The sequence below is a fragment of the Herbiconiux sp. genome (assembly GCF_023264895.1).
Classification (GTDB): Bacteria; Actinomycetota; Actinomycetes; order Actinomycetales; family Microbacteriaceae; genus Herbiconiux.
The window spans coordinates 38,355-54,255 of sequence record NZ_JAHFUY010000016.1; the positions used below are offsets into that span (position 1 = coordinate 38,355).

The 15,901-nt window shown below is 71.0% G+C and carries 11 protein-coding genes; 7 read left to right on the forward strand and 4 right to left on the reverse strand.

Annotated features, from left to right (window positions below; translation table 11 throughout):
• Positions 1 to 43 precede the first annotated feature (43 nt).
• Entirely contained in the window at positions 44 to 1,177 is a 1,134-nt protein-coding gene (locus Q0D57_RS01580; RefSeq protein WP_291037053.1) for a sugar ABC transporter substrate-binding protein, read from the reverse strand.
• Positions 1,178 to 1,421: 244 nt separating this feature from the next.
• On the opposite strand from Q0D57_RS01580, the gene Q0D57_RS01585 reads away from it, so the two are divergent.
• From Q0D57_RS01585 to Q0D57_RS01610, 6 genes are all read left to right on the forward strand, one after another.
• Positions 1,422 to 3,545, forward strand: a complete 2,124-nt coding sequence (locus tag Q0D57_RS01585) for a hydantoinase/oxoprolinase family protein (RefSeq protein ID WP_291037055.1) — start codon at positions 1,422 to 1,424, stop codon at positions 3,543 to 3,545.
• Positions 3,542 to 5,353 (forward strand): hydantoinase B/oxoprolinase family protein, encoded by a 1,812-nt coding sequence (locus Q0D57_RS01590; protein ID WP_291037057.1) that lies wholly within the window; start codon positions 3,542 to 3,544, stop codon positions 5,351 to 5,353. The genes Q0D57_RS01585 and Q0D57_RS01590 overlap by 4 nt, the downstream gene beginning before the upstream one ends.
• 65 nt (positions 5,354 to 5,418) lie before the next feature.
• On the forward strand, positions 5,419 to 7,332 hold the full coding sequence (locus Q0D57_RS01595) for an ATP-binding protein (RefSeq protein ID WP_291037059.1): 1,914 nt from the start codon (positions 5,419 to 5,421) through the stop codon (positions 7,330 to 7,332).
• Positions 7,329 to 7,967 (forward strand): response regulator transcription factor, encoded by a 639-nt coding sequence (locus Q0D57_RS01600; RefSeq protein WP_291037060.1) that lies wholly within the window; start codon positions 7,329 to 7,331, stop codon positions 7,965 to 7,967. The genes Q0D57_RS01595 and Q0D57_RS01600 overlap by 4 nt, the downstream gene beginning before the upstream one ends.
• 198 nt (positions 7,968 to 8,165) lie before the next feature.
• Entirely contained in the window at positions 8,166 to 9,371 is a 1,206-nt protein-coding gene (locus Q0D57_RS01605) for an MFS transporter (RefSeq protein WP_291037062.1), read from the forward strand.
• A complete protein-coding gene (locus tag Q0D57_RS01610) occupies positions 9,371 to 10,213 on the forward strand; it encodes an aldo/keto reductase (protein WP_291037064.1) in 843 nt (280 codons plus the stop codon). Before Q0D57_RS01605 ends, Q0D57_RS01610 begins: the two co-directional genes overlap by 1 nt.
• 480 nt (positions 10,214 to 10,693) lie before the next feature.
• Here Q0D57_RS01610 and Q0D57_RS01615 read toward each other — a convergent pair whose 3' ends face one another.
• Positions 10,694 to 11,674, reverse strand: coding sequence for an aldo/keto reductase (locus tag Q0D57_RS01615; protein WP_291037066.1), 981 nt, complete (start codon positions 11,672 to 11,674; stop codon positions 10,694 to 10,696).
• Between the two features lie 107 nt (positions 11,675 to 11,781).
• Here Q0D57_RS01615 and Q0D57_RS01620 point away from each other — a divergent pair, with 107 nt between their 5' ends.
• On the forward strand, positions 11,782 to 13,200 hold the full coding sequence (locus Q0D57_RS01620) for a DUF4349 domain-containing protein (RefSeq protein ID WP_291037069.1): 1,419 nt from the start codon (positions 11,782 to 11,784) through the stop codon (positions 13,198 to 13,200).
• A gap of 55 nt (positions 13,201 to 13,255) precedes the next feature.
• On the opposite strand, the gene Q0D57_RS01625 is transcribed toward Q0D57_RS01620, so the two are convergent.
• Together Q0D57_RS01625 and Q0D57_RS01630 are read right to left on the reverse strand one after the other, a co-directional pair.
• Complete coding sequence (locus Q0D57_RS01625; RefSeq protein ID WP_291037071.1) at positions 13,256 to 14,716, reverse strand: glycoside hydrolase family 3 N-terminal domain-containing protein; 1,461 nt, start codon at positions 14,714 to 14,716, stop codon at positions 13,256 to 13,258.
• Positions 14,713 to 15,882: an acyl-CoA dehydrogenase family protein gene (locus Q0D57_RS01630; protein WP_291037073.1), complete on the reverse strand. Its 1,170-nt coding sequence runs from the start codon at positions 15,880 to 15,882 to the stop codon at positions 14,713 to 14,715. The genes Q0D57_RS01625 and Q0D57_RS01630 overlap by 4 nt, the downstream gene beginning before the upstream one ends.
• Positions 15,883 to 15,901: the final 19 nt, after the last annotated feature.

Genomic DNA, 15,901 nt, shown 5'->3' on the forward strand with positions numbered 1-15,901 from the left:
CGGGCGGGAGCAGAGCTCCGCCCGCCCGGGCTGCCGGGGGCGATTACTCCGACCAGGCCTTCGTGAAGGCGGCCTCGTAGTCGGTGTAGTTGGGCGAGACGTCGCCGACGGAGCCGTCTCCCACGTTCTCGGTGGTCACGAGCCGGGTGGGGATGACGTAGTCGGGGATCTCGGCACCGGTGACGGCACGCGCGACCTCGTCGAACGCGGCCCAGCCGATCCAGCCGGGCGGGGGCATCGCCACGGTGCCCTGCTGGTCCGTCCCGGCGGCGATCAGCTCGAGGCTGGCCGAGATGCCGTCGTGCGCGAGCACCTTGGCGCTCGTGCCGGAGCTCAGCACGGCCGGCGCGACGTAGGGCATCGCGCTGTCCCACACGGGCAGCACGTAGTTGACGTCGGGGTCGACCTGCAGCGCGGTCTGCAGCTGCGTGCCGGTGTCGGTCGCGATCTTCGCGGGGTCGATGTCGAGCACCTTGACGGAGCAGTCGGAGCAGTCCGCGGTCACGGCCGACTCGATGCCCTGGGCGGCGAGGTCCCAGACGTGCACGGGGCTCGACTGCACCACCACGACGTTCGCGGCGCATCCGGAGTCGTAGACGGCCCAGCGGCCCATGAGCTCGCCGTCGGCCGTGTAGTCGGCGGTGAGGTTGCCGAAGGTGCCGTCGGCCACCGGCTCGTCCGGGTCGCCGTTGAGGGTGCTGAGCACCTGGATGCCCGCGGCCTCGGCGGCAGCGAGATCCTCCTTGACCACGGCGGGCTGCACGGCCATCAGGATGATGCCGTCGGCGTCCTGGGCGATCGCCTGGTTGATGCCCTCGCTGTATCGGCTGGTGGAGTTCTGGCCGTCGAACACGGTGATGTCGACCCCGGCCGCCTCGCCCGCCGCCTCGACGCCGTCCGACATCTCGGTGGAGAACTGGTTCTGGCTGTTGGTGATGTACCAGATGCTCTTGCCTGCGAGGGCGGTCAGGTCGAGAGCCGCCTCGGGCGCCACGAGCTCGCTTGGCTCGAGGGCCGCCTCGACCTCGGGGGCGACCGCGGCCACGCAGTCGGCGTTCGCACCGTCGACGGGGGCGGCGGAGCTGTCGCCGCCCGTGGAGCTGACGGCGGGCGTGCAGCCGGCCAGGGCGAACACGAGCACCCCCATCCCCACGACGGCTGCTGTGGACTTCCTCATGATTCCTCCTGCTGTTCGGGCGAGCTGGTGATGGGCTCGAAACGTAGCCGAGCCGGAACGGCGGATGAGGGGCGGAAACATGGTGTTTACGGCCGGGGCCCGGAACAGGGCGGAAATCATCCGTTCGGCAGAGACCGATCTCGACCTTTCGGCTACCCGATAGGCCGATGTGCCGGGCGGGGCCCGATCCGCACACTGGGGGTTCGCCCATCAGCACGCACAGCCAGCACGAATCGGAGAACAGATGGCTTTCAGGATCTCGGTCGACACCGGCGGTACCTTCACCGATGTCGTCATCACCGACGCCGACGGTGGAATCCACATCGGCAAGGCCCTCACCACGTACCAGCGCGCCTTCGACGGCGTCTCCACCGCGGTCGAGCAGGTCGCCGGCCGACTCGGCCTCACGGTGCGGGAGCTGCTCGCCGACACCTCGCACTTCGCCTACGGCACCACGCGCTCGACGAACGCGATCGTGGAGAAGAAGACGGCCGTCACGGCCCTGTTCACCACGGCCGGATTCCCCGACACGCTGCTGCTGCGTGAGGGCGGCCGGCTCGGCGGGGCGTTCTCGCCCCGGGAGTTCGAGCCGCCGTACGTGCCGCGCTACCTCACGTTCGAGATCACCGAGCGCATCGACAGCGACGGCGAGGTGCACGTCGAGCTCGACGAGTCCAGCGTGCTCGCCGCCATCGAGAGCTGCAAGGAGCACGGCGTCGAGGCGATCGGCGTGAGCCTGCTCTGGTCGACGGTCAATGCGGCGCACGAGCTCTCCGTCGAGCGGTTGCTGGCCGAGCACCTCCCGGAGATCCCGCGCACCCTCAGCCACCAGCTGAACCCGGTGCTCCGCGAGTACCGGCGCACCTCGTCGACCGTGATCGACGCCTCCTTGAAGCCGCTCATGCAGGCCTTCCTCGGCACGCTCTCCGACGACCTGGTGGCGGCGGGCTTCGACGGCAAGCTGCTGATCTCGACGAGCTACGGCGGATCGTGGCCGGTCGCGCGAATGGCCGACCGCCCCATCTACAGCGTCGGCTCCGGCCCCTCGATGGCCCCGATCGCGGCCCTGCACACCGGGCGCACGACCCTCGGCCAGGCCGACCCGAACGTGCTCGTCTGCGACACCGGCGGCACGACCTTCGACGTAGGCCTGATCAGCGACGGCACCATCCACTTCAGCGCCGACACCTGGCTCGGGCAGAAGTGGACCGGCCACATCACCGGAACGAAGTCGGTCGACGTGCGCTCGATCGGCGCCGGCGGCGGATCCATCATCAGCGTCGACTCGTCGGGCCTCGTGCGCGTGGGTCCGGAGAGCGCGGGAGCCGATCCGGGACCGGCCTGCTACGGCCGCGGCGGCACCCTCCCCACCATCACCGACGCCGCCCTCGTGCTCGGCTACTTCGACCCGATCGGCTTCATCGGCGGCACCCTCAGCCTCGACGTCGAGGCGGCGCGCGGTGCCCTGGGCCCCATCGCGGAGGCCCTCGGCACCTCGGTCGAGCACGCCGCCCGCGGCGCTCTCGTGATCGCCACGCAGAACATCGTGTCGGCCGTGCGGGAGATGACCATCTCGCAGGGCATCGATCCGCGCGACCTCTCGATCATCGCCGGCGGTGGAGCCAGCGGAGTCAACATCGTGCAGATCGCCCGGGAGCTCGGAGTCACCACCGTGGTGCTGCCGAAGACCGCCGGCGCCCTCTCGGCCGCGGGTGCGCTGAACGCCGACCTGATCTCGGACTTCACGGCGAGCGCCTTCACCACCACCCGTTCGTTCGACGACGTCTCCGCGGCGGCGGCCATCGCGCAGCTGGCCGAGCAGGCCGAGCAGTTCTCCGCCGAGATCGAGTCGCTCTCCCCCGTCTCCGTCACGACCCAGCTCTCGGTCGATGCCCGCTACCCCGGGCAGGTCTGGGAGCTCGAGACGCCCGTGTCGCTCCGGCCGGACGGCACGGTCGACACGGGTGCGCTCGAAGCGGCCTTCCACGCCCACCACCAGAGGGTCTTCCAGGTCAACGACCCCACGCAGCACGTGGAGTGCCTGATCTGGAAGCTGCGGGTGACCGCGGCCCTCGACAAGCCCGCCGTGAAGTCGGCACCCGTCGCCACCGAGGCACCCGAACCGGTGCGCACCCGCCCGGTGCTGTTCGCCTTCGAGGACGCCCCGGAGACCCCGGTCTACGACGGCGGCGCCCTCGGCGCCGGCAGCACGATCCACGGCCCCGCGATCATCCTCGAGGCCACGACGACCCTCGTCGTGGACCCCGGAGCGACGGTCGTCGTCGCCCCCACCTCCGACTACGTCATCAGCACCGGCTCGAACGACTCCCTGGGAGCATTCGCCGCACACGAAGGAGCACTCGTATGACCGCGCCCCGAGCGACCGACGCCACCGTTGCGACCGCACTCCCCGAGAAGACCGACCCGATCCTGCTCGCGGTCATCTCGAACCGTCTCGACTCGATCGTGCGCGAGATGGAGAACACGCTGCTGCGCACCGGCCGCAGCGGGGTGCTCAACATGGCGCGCGACTTCTCGTGCGCCATCACGACGGGGCAGAACGAGCTGCTCTCCTCGGCCGAGGGCCTGCCGTGCCACATCTTCGGCGCCCACCTGATGACCGAGGCGATGACCGAGCTGCAGCCGGACCTGGCCGAGGGCGACGCGTTCCTGCACAACGACCCGTACCGGGGGAACTCGCACGCGGCCGACCACACCATCCTCATCCCGGTGTTCTTCGAGGGCGAGCACATGTTCACCACCCTCGCGAAGGCCCACCAGGCCGACATCGGCAACTCCGAGCCATCCACCTACATGCCCTTCGCCAAGGACGTCTACCAGGAGGGCGCGCTGATCTTCCCCTGCGTGCGCGTGCAGAAGGAGAATCGGGATGTCGAGGACATCATCCGGATGTGCCGGGCCCGCATCCGCGTGCCTGAGCAGTGGTACGGCGACTACCTCTCCATGGTCGGTGCAGCCCGCGTGGCCGAGGCTCGGCTCAAGGAGCTCTGCGACCGGTACGGCCGGGCGGCGCTGAAGGCGTTCATCCGGGACTGGATGGACTATTCGGAGGACCGGATGGCCCAGGCCATCGAGAAGCTCCCGGGCGGGAGCACCGTCGGGACCGGGCGCCACGACCCCATCCCCGGTGTGCTGCCCGATGGCATCGAGATCACGGTCAAGCTCGACGTCGACACCGCCGAACGACGGATCACGGTCGACCTCAGGGACAACATCGACTGCATCCCGGCCGGGGTCAACGAGTCGGAGGCCTGCACCGTCAGCAACGTGATGGCCGGCATCTTCAACTCGCTCGAGACCGGGATCCCCGCGAACTCCGGCTCCTTCCGGCGGATCGAGCTGCTGCTGCGGGAGAACTGCATCGTGGGCAAGCCGCGGTTCCCGCACTCCACGTCGGTGGCCACCACGAACGTGGGCGACCGACTCACGGTCACGACGCAGAAGGCGGTGGCGGATGCCTGGGCCGGCTTCGGAGCGGCCGAGGGCGCCACGGGCCTCGGCCCGGGCTTCTCGGTGGTCTCGGGCACCGATCGACGCAACGGCGACGAGCCGTACGTGAACCAGGTCTTCCTCGGCTCCCAGGGCGGCCCCGCCCACCCCGACATCGACGGCTGGGTCACCTACGGGCTCGCGGTGGCCGCGGGCCTGATGTTCCGCGACAGCATCGAGCTCTCCGAGCTGAAGTACCCGTTCCGGGTGGAGGAGCTGCGTATCCGCACAGACTCCGAGGGCGCAGGCCGCCGCCGGGGCGCACCCGGCGCCACAGTCGCCTTCGGCCCGAAGTGGGACCCGATGGAGGCCGCCTACGTCACCGACTGCGTGTCGTTCCCGCCGCGAGGCACCCAGGGCGGACTGTCCGCCGCGCGCAACGTCGCCTTCGCCCGCGATGAGTCCGGCGAGCGCGAGATCGAGTCCCTCGGCGCGATCACGCTGCAGCCGGGCGAGCGGATCGGGCAGCACTCGACCGGCGGCGGTGGCTACGGCCACCCGTTCGAGCGGGAGCCCGAGCGCGTGATCGAGGACATCCGGCTCGGATTCGTCTCCATCGAGCGCGCCCGCTCGGTGTACGGCGTCGCGGTGTCGGGTGACCGGCCCTCTGCGGCGCTGCGGATCGACGAGCAGGCCACCGCGGAGCTCCGCGCGGGCGCTCACTAGCCGGCCGGGAGGAACCCGTGATCGTCGCCGGGCGCGTGCGTCTCGACGCGTGGAATGATGTGGCGATGACCGACGGCACCCGCGCGAGCGTCCCCGACCTCGCGGTGTTCGAGGCCCTCCCCGCTGCCTGCGCGCTGTTCGCGTGGCGGAGCGGGGAGGCATCGGGCACGGGTCGGCGCGAGGTCGTGCTGCTCGCCACGAACGCGGCGTTCGAGCGCCACGTCGACGTGGACCTCGCCTTCCTCGTCGACGAGGAGGACCTCTCCGCCCGGCTGTCGGCCGTGGTGGAGGCCGCCCTCGTCGACGGGCAGTGGCGGAACATCACCCTGCCCGGCTACAGCGGCAGACTGAGAGCCAACACCCTCCCCGCCTCGGCGGCCGGGGCCGTCGTGGTGGAGTTCGCCGAACGGCATCAGTTCGACGAGGTGGCTCTGCGCTCTCGGGTCGACCAGCTGCAGGACCTCGTCGACAACTCGACGGCGCTCATGTACGTCAAGGATCTCGACGGCCGCTACCTCATCGTCAACGACTACTTCGCGCGCCGCTTCGGTGTGCAGCCCTCCGAGATCGTCGGCAAGAGCGACCACGACCTCTTTCCGCAGTCGAGCGCGGCGGTCTACAGCGACCACGACCGCGACGTGGTCTCGCTGGGGGTCTCCGTCGAGGTGGAGGAGCCGTTCGCGCCGATCGGGGGCGAGACCGACGTCGACGACGATCGCCGCTGGCTCTCGATCAAGTTTCCGCTGCTCGACGCCGCGGGCAAGCCCTACGCCCTCGGTGCGATCTCGACCGACATCACCGACCGCAAGCGCGCCGAATCGGCCGCCCGCATCGCGATGCACGAGGCCGAACGGGCCAACCAGTCCAAGAGCGAGTTCCTCTCCCGCATCAGCCACGAGCTGCGAACACCGCTGAACGCGATCATCGGCTTCGCCCAGCTCATGCACGACGGCTCCGTCACCCCCTCGCAGCTCGAGGGGTCCCAGCACATCCTCGACGCCGGTCGTCACCTGCTCTCCCTCGTGAACGACGTGCTCGACATCACCTGGATCGATGCCGGAGCCCCGGGCCTCGTGCTGCAGAACATCTCGGCCGTCGAACCCATCCACGAGGCCCTGCAGCTCATCCGCCCGATCGCCCGCGCCGACGACATCGAGGTGGCGAGCGACCTGCACGACGCCCTCTTCCGCACGGTGGTCGGCGACGGCCAGCGGCTCCGCCAGGTGTTCCTCAACCTCCTCAGCAACGCGATCAAGTTCAACAGCCGTAACGGGGCCATCCGGGTCACCTGCAAGGCCGGGGACGAGCGGCTCCGCTACCTCGTGACCGACACCGGACGCGGCATCCGCGACGACGAACGCGAGCTGCTCTTCACGCCCTTCGGACGGCTTCCCTCGTCGGCGGGCATCGAGGGCACGGGCCTCGGGCTGGCGCTCTCGAAGCGGCTGGTCGAGGAGATGGGGGGCGAGCTCGGGATCGAGCACAGTGCGCTCGGCGAGGGCACGACCTTCTACGTGGAGCTGACGCTCGCCGAGGAGCCCGTCGCCGCCATCGTGCCGGAGTCGCCCGCCCCGGTGGATCCTCCGGACGACGGCCTCGCGGCGACCGTGCTGCACATCGAGGACACGCACGCGAACCTGCGGCTGGTCGAGCACATCCTGAGCCGCTATGAGAAGCTGGACCTCATTCCGGCCACGAGCGGCTCGGCCGGGATCACCGCCGCCCGTGCCCTCGGGAGCGACCTCGACCTCGTGCTGCTCGACCTGAACCTGTCCGACATGACCGGAGCCGATGTGATCTCCGCGCTGCGAGCCGATCCCGTGCTGCACGACGTCCCGGTGATCGTGCTGTCGGCGGATGCCACGCCGGCACACATCGCGCACCTGCTCTCGATGGACATCGCCGAGTACCTCACCAAGCCGCTCGACCTGCACCGGTTCCTCGAAGCGGTCCGCTCGGCACTGGTGGCACGCCGATGAGGAGCGTGCGGGTCGTCATCGCCGACGACCACCCGGTCTACCGCGAGGGTCTCGCGCGCAACTGGGAGGGCGACCCGCGAATCCACGTGATCGGGGTCGCAGCCGACGGCGTGGCGGCGCTCACCTCCATCCGCGAGGAACGGCCCGAGGTGGCCGTGGTCGACCTCCGGCTGCCGGAGATCGACGGGATGCAGGTGATCGAGGTGCTGACGGCCGAGAAGGCGCCCACGAGCATCCTCATCCTCACCGCCTACATGGACTCGGCGACGGTGTACCGGGCCTTCGCGAAGGGCGCCAAGGGCTTCCTGGAGAAGTCGGCGTCGTTCGCCGAGATCACGGCGGCAGTGCTGAAGATCGGGGCGGGTGGCACGGTCATCTCACCGTTCGCGCAGGAGGTGCTCGCCGATGAGATCCGGGCCAGGCAGATCAACGAGGAGAAGCCCGCCCTCACGGCGCGCGAGCTCGAGATCCTCCGCCTCGCGGCCGACGGCTACCCGGCCCAGCGCATCGCCACCGAGCTCCATGTCTCCCTCGCCACCGTCAAGAGCCACCTCCAGCACATCTACGACAAGCTCGACGTCTCCGACCGAGCCTCCGCGGTCGCCCAGGCCATCCGCCGAGGTCTCCTCGCCTGAGGGCGGATCCTGGGCAAGCCGCAGGGGCTTCCCACCCGCGCCCGATCCCGAACGCGACAGGGCCCTCCCACCCGCGCCCGAATCCGAACGCGACAGGGCCCTCCCACCCGACCCAAGGTGATACCGACGCCGCGCAGCGACGGCGGCATCACATGCCCCGCTGCGCCGCAGCAGCGGCGGCGCAGCTAAAATAACTCAGTGAGCAGCTACACCGACCTCCTCAAGACCCGCGGGGTCGCCCGCATCATCGCTGCTCAGTTGACCGCGCGGTTCCCGTTCGGGATGCTGTCGCTGGCGTTCCTGCTGCACATCGAGCACACCTACCAGTCGTACGGCGTGGCCGGGCTCGTGCTCGCCGCCCTCAGCATCGGGCAGGCGATCGCCGGGCCGCTGACCAGCCGGCTGATGGGTGTCTGGGGCATGCGCCCGGTCATCCTCATCACCATGATCATCTGCGCGGCCGCCATCTCGGTGATCGCCCTCGTGCCGCTGGGCATCGCCGCCGATATGGCCGTGGCGTTCGTGGCCGGCCTCACGATGCCGCCCATCCAGCCCGCGGTCCGCACCATCTATCCGAAGATGGTCAACTCCAAGCAGCTCACGCCGCTGTTCTCGCTCGACGCCTCGGCGCAGGAGATCATCTGGGTGCTCGGGCCCGTCATCACGACGTTCGTCTCCGTGCAGATCGGCACCGTGTGGGGCATCCTGCTCGCGGTCGCGTTCCTCGTGGGCGGCGGCATCTGGTTCCTCACGAGCCCCGAGCTCGGGCGGGTGCGCATCCCGCGCTCGAAGCGCAAGCTCGGAGCCGTGCTCAAGAAGCCGCCGGTGCTGCTGTCGACCATCGTCGGATTCCTGCTCGTCGCCACGTGCGCCGCCATCGAGGCTGGCGTCGTGTCCGCCTTCGGCGAGGGGGGCGCCGAGGCCGGCATCGTGCTCGCGATCTTCGCCGTGGGATCTCTCGTCGGCGGCCTCTCGCTCGGACACCGGCCGATCGGGCCCTGGGCCCTCGCCCGGCGCATGGCGATCGTGTTCGTCGGAACCGCCGTGGCCGCCGCCTCGCTCAACATCTGGTGGCTCTCGATCGTGCTGTTCATCGCCGGCGTGGGCATCGCGCCCGCCCTCGCCGTGATGTTCGCGATCGTCTCGTCGAGCGTGCGCTTCAGCGACACCGCCGAAGCCTACGGCTGGGTCGGCACGGGGCAGCTCATCGGTGCGGCGGTGGGATCGGCCCTCGCGGGCTTCCTGATCGACGGCATCGGGCCCACCGGGGCGTTCCTCGTCGCGGCCGGGCTCGCGTTCTTCGGGTTCCTCGTTCCGCTGTTCGGCAAGCGGTTCCACCCGGATCTCCGCGGCCGCGATGCGAGTCCGCTGCCCGACACCGAGCCCGTGACGGTCGTCGGCTGATGGTCAACGCTCTCTCGCCCCTGCTCACCCTGAACGACTCCCGCACCCTCCCCCAGCTCGGGCTCGGCGTCTACAAGACGACGGACGACGAGTCGGCCGAGGCCGTCTCATTCGCGCTGCAGCAGGGCTACCGTCTCGTCGACACGGCCGCGATGTACCTCAACGAGAAGGGCGTGGGCGAGGGACTGCGGCGAAGCGGCCTCCCCCGCGCGGACGTGACGCTGGCCACGAAGGTCTGGTTCACCGACAACGGATTCGACTCCACCCTGCGCTCGTTCGACGAGAGCCTCGAGCGGCTCGGCACCGACTACGTCGACCTGTACCTGATCCACTGGCCGGCGCCGGCGAACGACCTCTACGTGGAGACCTGGCGAGCTCTCGTGCGGCTGCGCGAGGAGGGGCGGGCGCGGTCGATCGGGGTCGCGAACTTCCACCCGAAGCACGTCACGCGGCTGATCGACGAGACCGGCGAGGTGCCGTCGGTGAACCAGGTCGAGCTGCACCCGTGGCTGCCGCAGGCGGCGCTCCGGCAGTTCGACGGCGAGCTCGGGATCGTGACGCAGGCGTGGTCGCCGCTCGCTCGCGGGCACGTGTTCGACGCCTCCCACGGCGGCGACGCTCTCGACGCGGTCGCCCGGAAGCACGGCAAGTCGCCGGCGCAGGTCGTCATCCGCTGGCACCTGCAGCTAGGCAACGCGGTCATCCCGAAGTCGGTCACGCCCTCGCGCATCCGCGAGAACATCGACGTCTTCGACTTCGCCCTCGACGCCGACGACCTGGCGGCCATCGCCGCCCTCGAAACGGGCGAGCGCACGGGCGTCGACCCCGACGACCGCAACTAGCCCGGCCCCTGCCGCCGCGCCCCGCGTCCCGCGTCCCGCGTCCCGCGTCCGATCCGTCCCGCGCCCGCGCCGACCACGACCGCGACCGCGCCGGTAGTCGAGCCGCGACAGCCGACTTGACACAAGAGGTGCCAAGTCGGCGCCTATTCGCGCATCTAGTGTCAAGTCGACGTTCCCAGGTGGCGTCGGGCTTACCTCACGACCCCGCGACCGCGCGACTTGACAGAAGTTGGGCCTAAGAGCGCCGACTTGGCACAAGATGTGTCAAGTCAGCAGCTTCAAGCGCAGTTTGTGTCAAGTCGACGTACCCGGGGAGTTCTCGACGCGAGCCGCGGCGTCAGGTCCGCGCGCGACTTGACAGAAGTTGGGCCTAAGAGCGCCGACTTGGCACAAGATGTGTCAAGTCGGCGGCTCCGGGCACAGGGTCACCCGGACGCGGGAGGGCGGGCTGGAGGCTGTGGCGGCTACCAGCGGTGGCGGCTACCAGCGGGGGTGGATGGCGGCGCGGAAGGTGCGGTCGTAGAGGTCACGAACGGCGGCGTCGAGGCCCGCGGGCAGCTCGAGCGAGCCCGCAGCCGCGTTCGACTCTGCCTGGGCGCGGTTGCGCGCGCCCGGGATGACCGTCGAGACACCGGGCTGCGCGACCACCCAGGCGATCGCGGCCGCCGCGGGCGTGACTCCCTCGGGCAGCTGCGCCGCGAACTCCTGGGCGGCGGCCACTCCGGCCTCGTAGTCGACACCGGAGAAGGTCTCCCCGACGTCGAAGGCGCTGCCGTCGCGGTTGTAGTTGCGGTGGTCGTCCGGCGAGAAGGTCGTGTCGGCGGTGTAGCGGCCGCTCAGCAGTCCCGACGCGAGCGGCACCCGCGCGATGATGCCGACCCCGGCCTCACGCGCGGCGGGCAGCACCTCGTCGAGCGGCTTGAGCCGGAACGCGTTGAGGATGATCTGTACGGTGGCGGTGCCCGCGCGCGCGATGGCGGCGAGCGCCTCGTCGCAGGTCTCGACGCTCACGCCGTAGGCCGCGACGGCGCCGTCGGCCACGAGGGTGTCGAGGGCGTCGTAGACCTCGTCGCTCGAGAACACCGGCGTGGGCGGGCAGTGCAGCTGCACGAGGTCGAGGGTGTCGACGCCGAGGTTCTTGCGCGAGCGGTCGGTCCACGCCCGGAAGTTCGACAGCGTGAACTCCCCCGGCTCCTGCGGTCCGCGCCGCCCCATCTTGGTGGCGACCGTGATCCCCGATCCGGGGTTCTCAGCAAGGAAGCGGCCGATCACCTGCTCGCTGCGGCCGTCGCCGTAGACGTCGGCGGTGTCGAAGAAGGTGACCCCTGCGTCGGCGGATGCGCGGAGCACGTCGAGTGCGGCATCCTCGTCGACGTCGCCCCAGTCGGCGCCGAGCTGCCACGTGCCGAGTCCGACGGAGGAGATGGTGCGGCCGGTGCGGCCGAGAGTGCGATGGTCCATGCCTTCGACTCTAGGCTCCCGGTGCCCCGCCCGCTCGCGGGTAACGACCGGATAACCATCGACCGCATCCCAGCCGCGTCCCAGCCTCGCGTCTTTAGTGTGGCGGCATGAAACGAACGATCCTCGCTTCCGCAGCCGTCCTCGCCGTCGTCCTGCTCGCGGGGTGCTCGGCATCCCAGGGCTCCTCCTCGAGCGGCCCCGCCATTGACCAGTCCGCGCCCGACCTCGGCCCGCAGAGCGCCGAGGGTGCCGAGGGCGGCGACAGCAGCGCTCTCGCCGAGGGCTCGTCCGAGGCGGAGGCCAGGGCCGATCAGAGCATCATCACCACCGGCTGGATCAGCATCACGGTCGACGATGCCATCGCCGCGACCGACGAGGCGATCGCACTGGTCGACTCGTTCGAGGGCCGCATCGACTCCCGCTCGCAGCAGGTGGGAAGCGACGACAGCCGGGCGAGCGCCCAGCTCACGGTGCGCATCCCCGCCGACGAGCTCGACGAGGCCATCGAGGGCCTGCGCGAACTCGGGACCGTCGACTCCGTCTCGCTCGACGCGAGCGACGTCACGCTGCAGGTGCGGGATCTCGACGCTCAGATCAAGGCCCTGCAGGCATCCGTCGACCGGCTGCTCGCCCTCGTCGACAGCGCCGCCACGACGGCCGACCTCGTGGAGCTCGAGACCGCCATCTCCGACCGCCAGGGTCAGCTCGACAGCCTGAAGTCGCAGAAGCAGTACCTCTCGGACCAGATCTCGTACTCCACCATCACCCTCGACCTGCAGGAGGAGGGGGCCATCCCCTCGAGCGTTCCGGGCGACTTCTGGAGCGGCCTGGCCGCCGGGTGGGCCTCCCTCACCGCAGCGCTCTCGGGTCTCGTCGTCGTGATCGGCGTGCTCATCCCGTGGCTGCTGCCGTTCGCGGTGATCGCCGCGGTGGTCGTGCTGATCGTCGCACTCACCCGCCGCAGCTCGCGCCGCTCGACGCCCGCCCGCGCCGCGCAGGGCGGGGCCGGGGGTGGCGCCGCCGGTCGTCCGGCAGGTGCACACACTTCGGCAGGTGGATCCGCTTCGGCAGGTGGATCCGCTCCGGCAGGCGGAGCAGCTCCGGCAGGTGGATCCGCTTCGGCCGGTGGAGCACCTCCGGCAGATGGAGCAGCTCCGGCCGGTTTCGCAGCTCCGGCCGGTGGCGCAGCTGCGGCAGGTGGAGCCGCTCAGGCAGGTGGCGGTGATCAGGCAGCAGTCGATCCGACTGGTGGCGCAGCCGTGGCGGGTGGTGCCGGTCCGACTGGTGGCGCAGCTGCGGCAGGTGGCGCCGGTCCGACCGGTGACGCAGCGCCGGCTGGTGGCGCACCCACGGCAGGTGCCGTCGGGGGCGCCGGGAGTGTTGGTGCGACTCAGGTTTCCGCCCCGCTCGCCTCCACGGCGGCGGAGTCGGAGTCGGATGCGCCGTCGGCGCCGACGTCACCCCAGCAGTCCGGGCCGTCGCAGGAGCAGCCGCCGCAGAACCCGCAGACCCCGCCTGCGGTGTGACCCGCGACCGGCAGCAACGGCGTGACGCGCGGATGGCGGCCAGCGTGACGCAACGCTAGCTCGCGGCCACCGGGTTCTGCTCGAGCCACAGCTCGCGGCGGAGCTCGAGGGTGCGGAGGGCGGCCTCGTCGACGGTCTCGGCCGGGAGCTGCCCCGCCCGCACCGCTCCAGCGACCGAGGCGACGAGCTGCGGCACGTCGACGGTCGTGTTGTAGAGCAGGATGTCGTTGCCGGCGCCGATCGCCGCGATCGCGTTGGCCGTGCGGTCGGCATAGGCCGGCACACCGGAGGCCTCGAGCATGAGGAGGTCGTCGGTCACGGCCACCCCCTCGAAGCCGAGCTCGTCGCGCAGGATGTCGTGCCACGGCCGCGAGAGCGACGCCGGCGCGGCGTCGACCGAGGAGTAGACGAGGTGTCCGAACATCACTAGCTCCGCGCCCGCGTCGATGCCCGCCGCGAAGGGCGGGGCGTCCTCAGCCCGCCAGGTGTCGAGCGGCAGATCGGTCGTCGGCACCGAGCTGTGCGAGTCTCCCGACGCGGCGCCATGTCCCGGGAAGTGCTTCAGCGTGCTGAACACCGCGCCCTGCTCCGCCTCCACCGCCGCCGCCACGCGCTCGCTCGCCGACCCGGCGTCGGTGCCGAGCGCCCGCTCGTAGATGAACGAGGACGGATCGCCCGTGACATCGGCGACCACACCGATGTTGACGCTCATGCCGGTGGCGTCCAGGAGCGCCGCGCGCTGGCGGAACGCGTCGGTGGTCGCGGCGACGGGCTCGGTCTTGAGGGTCTCGGCCGAGGGATAGGTGTCGGCCTGCAGCCGGGCCACGATGCCGCCCTCCTCGTCGATCGCCACGAGGGTGCCGAGCCCGTCCGAGCCGCCGCTGCCCGGAGTGCCCGCGCGGAGCGCCTCCGTGTAGGCCGCCGTCTGATCGGTGCCGCCCGGCACGTTGTCGCCGAGCAGCAGCACGCCCGCGATGCCGTTCGCCGCGAGGTAGGCGCGCGTGGCCGCCGGATCGGGCCCACCCACATGCACCATGAACAGCGACGCGATCTTCTGCTCGAGCGTCATGCCCGCGAGCCGCACCTCGGCGTAGAGGCGGTTCTGCTGCTCCTGCGTGACGACCGGGAACTCAGCCCGGTGGCGCGTGGCCGCGGAGGCCGTCGGCGTGGCCGTCGAGGTGGAGGGCGTGGGAGCCGGCGACGAGCTGGCGGTCGGGCGCGCCGACGATGTGGAGGTGGGAGTAACGGCCGAGGAAGAGGTGGGAGTCACGGCCGAGGCAGAGGTGGGAATGACGGCCGAGGCAGAGGTGGGAGTGACCGCCGAGGCAGGGGTGGGAGTGACGGCCGAGGCAGGGGTGGGAGCAGCGGCACGGACGGAGTCAGCAGAAGCGGTGGCGTGACCGGCGGAGCCGCCAGACACAGCAGCAGCCCCCGCCGCGCCCGCGCCGCAGCCGCCGAGACCGGCCGTGACGAGCACGACGAGTCCGGCCGCGAGGACCCGCGCCCGCCCGTTCACTCGGGGATCGGCCCCAGCAGCGCGCTGGCCACCGTCGAGTGCGCAGACTCGCCGTCGGAGGGGTGGAACAGGCCCGCCACGACGTCGCGGTAGAGCCGCCCGAGCTCGCTCGACGAGGCGATCGCCGAGCCGCCGGACACCCGCAGCGCCTGGTCGACTACGACCCGCGCGGTCTCGGTGGCGCGCACCTTGAGCCCCACGAGCTTCGGGAACCACGCCGCCCCGTGCGCCACGAGCCCGTCGACGTCGGATGCGAGCGCCGCGATCTGCGGCGGGATGCCGTCGTGCGCGATCCCCGCCTCGGCCACCTTCCAGCGGATGTCGGGGTCGTGCGCGTAGGGCCGCCCGCCGTTCTTCATCGAGGTGCGCCGGTGGGCCGCCTCGACGGCGAGCTCGAGCGCCCGCTGCGCGAGCCCCGTGTAGACGGCGGCCACGAGGATCTCGAAGTTCGAGAAGATGGCGAAGATCAGCGGATCGGGGTTCGGCCCGGGTGCGAGCCTGCGGAACACCCGCGACGCCGGTGCCACAGCACCGTCGAGCACGGTGGTGCGGCTCTGGGAGGCCCGCATGGCGAGCGTGTCCCAGTCGTCGAGCGTGGTGACACCGGCGGTCTCGCGGTCGAGGAACGCGTGCACGAGCAGCGGATGCGATGGGTCGCTGTCATCGCGCCCGAAGACCCCCAGCCTCGTCCAGACCGGCGAGAGCGACGTGAAGATCTTGCGGCCCGTGAAGGCGTACGAGCCGTCGGGGCCCGGGACGGCGGCCGTGCGCGAGTCGAACAGCACGAGGTCGTTGCCGGCCTCGCTGTTGCCGAAGGCGTAGACCTCGCCGGCCACCGCATCCTGCAGCACCCCGCGGAGCGAGTCGTCACCCCGGTCGAGCAGCACCTTGGCCACACCCGTCCAGACCAGGTGCATGTTGATCGCGAGCGCCGTGGCGGGCGCCGCGGTCGCTAGGCGGGTCTGCTCCCGCGCCACGCGCTCGAGGCCGAAGCCGAGCCCGCCGTCGGCGACGGGCGCGAACATGCGCAGGTAGCCGACCTCGGCGAGCTCGCGCAGGTCGTCGTGCGGGAACGTGTTCTCGCGATCGTGAGTGGCCGCCCGCGAGCGGATGCGGGCCAGCAGCCCGTCGTCGATCAGCGAGTCGGCAGGGGTCGTCTCTGCCATGCGGCCAGGATACCGACCG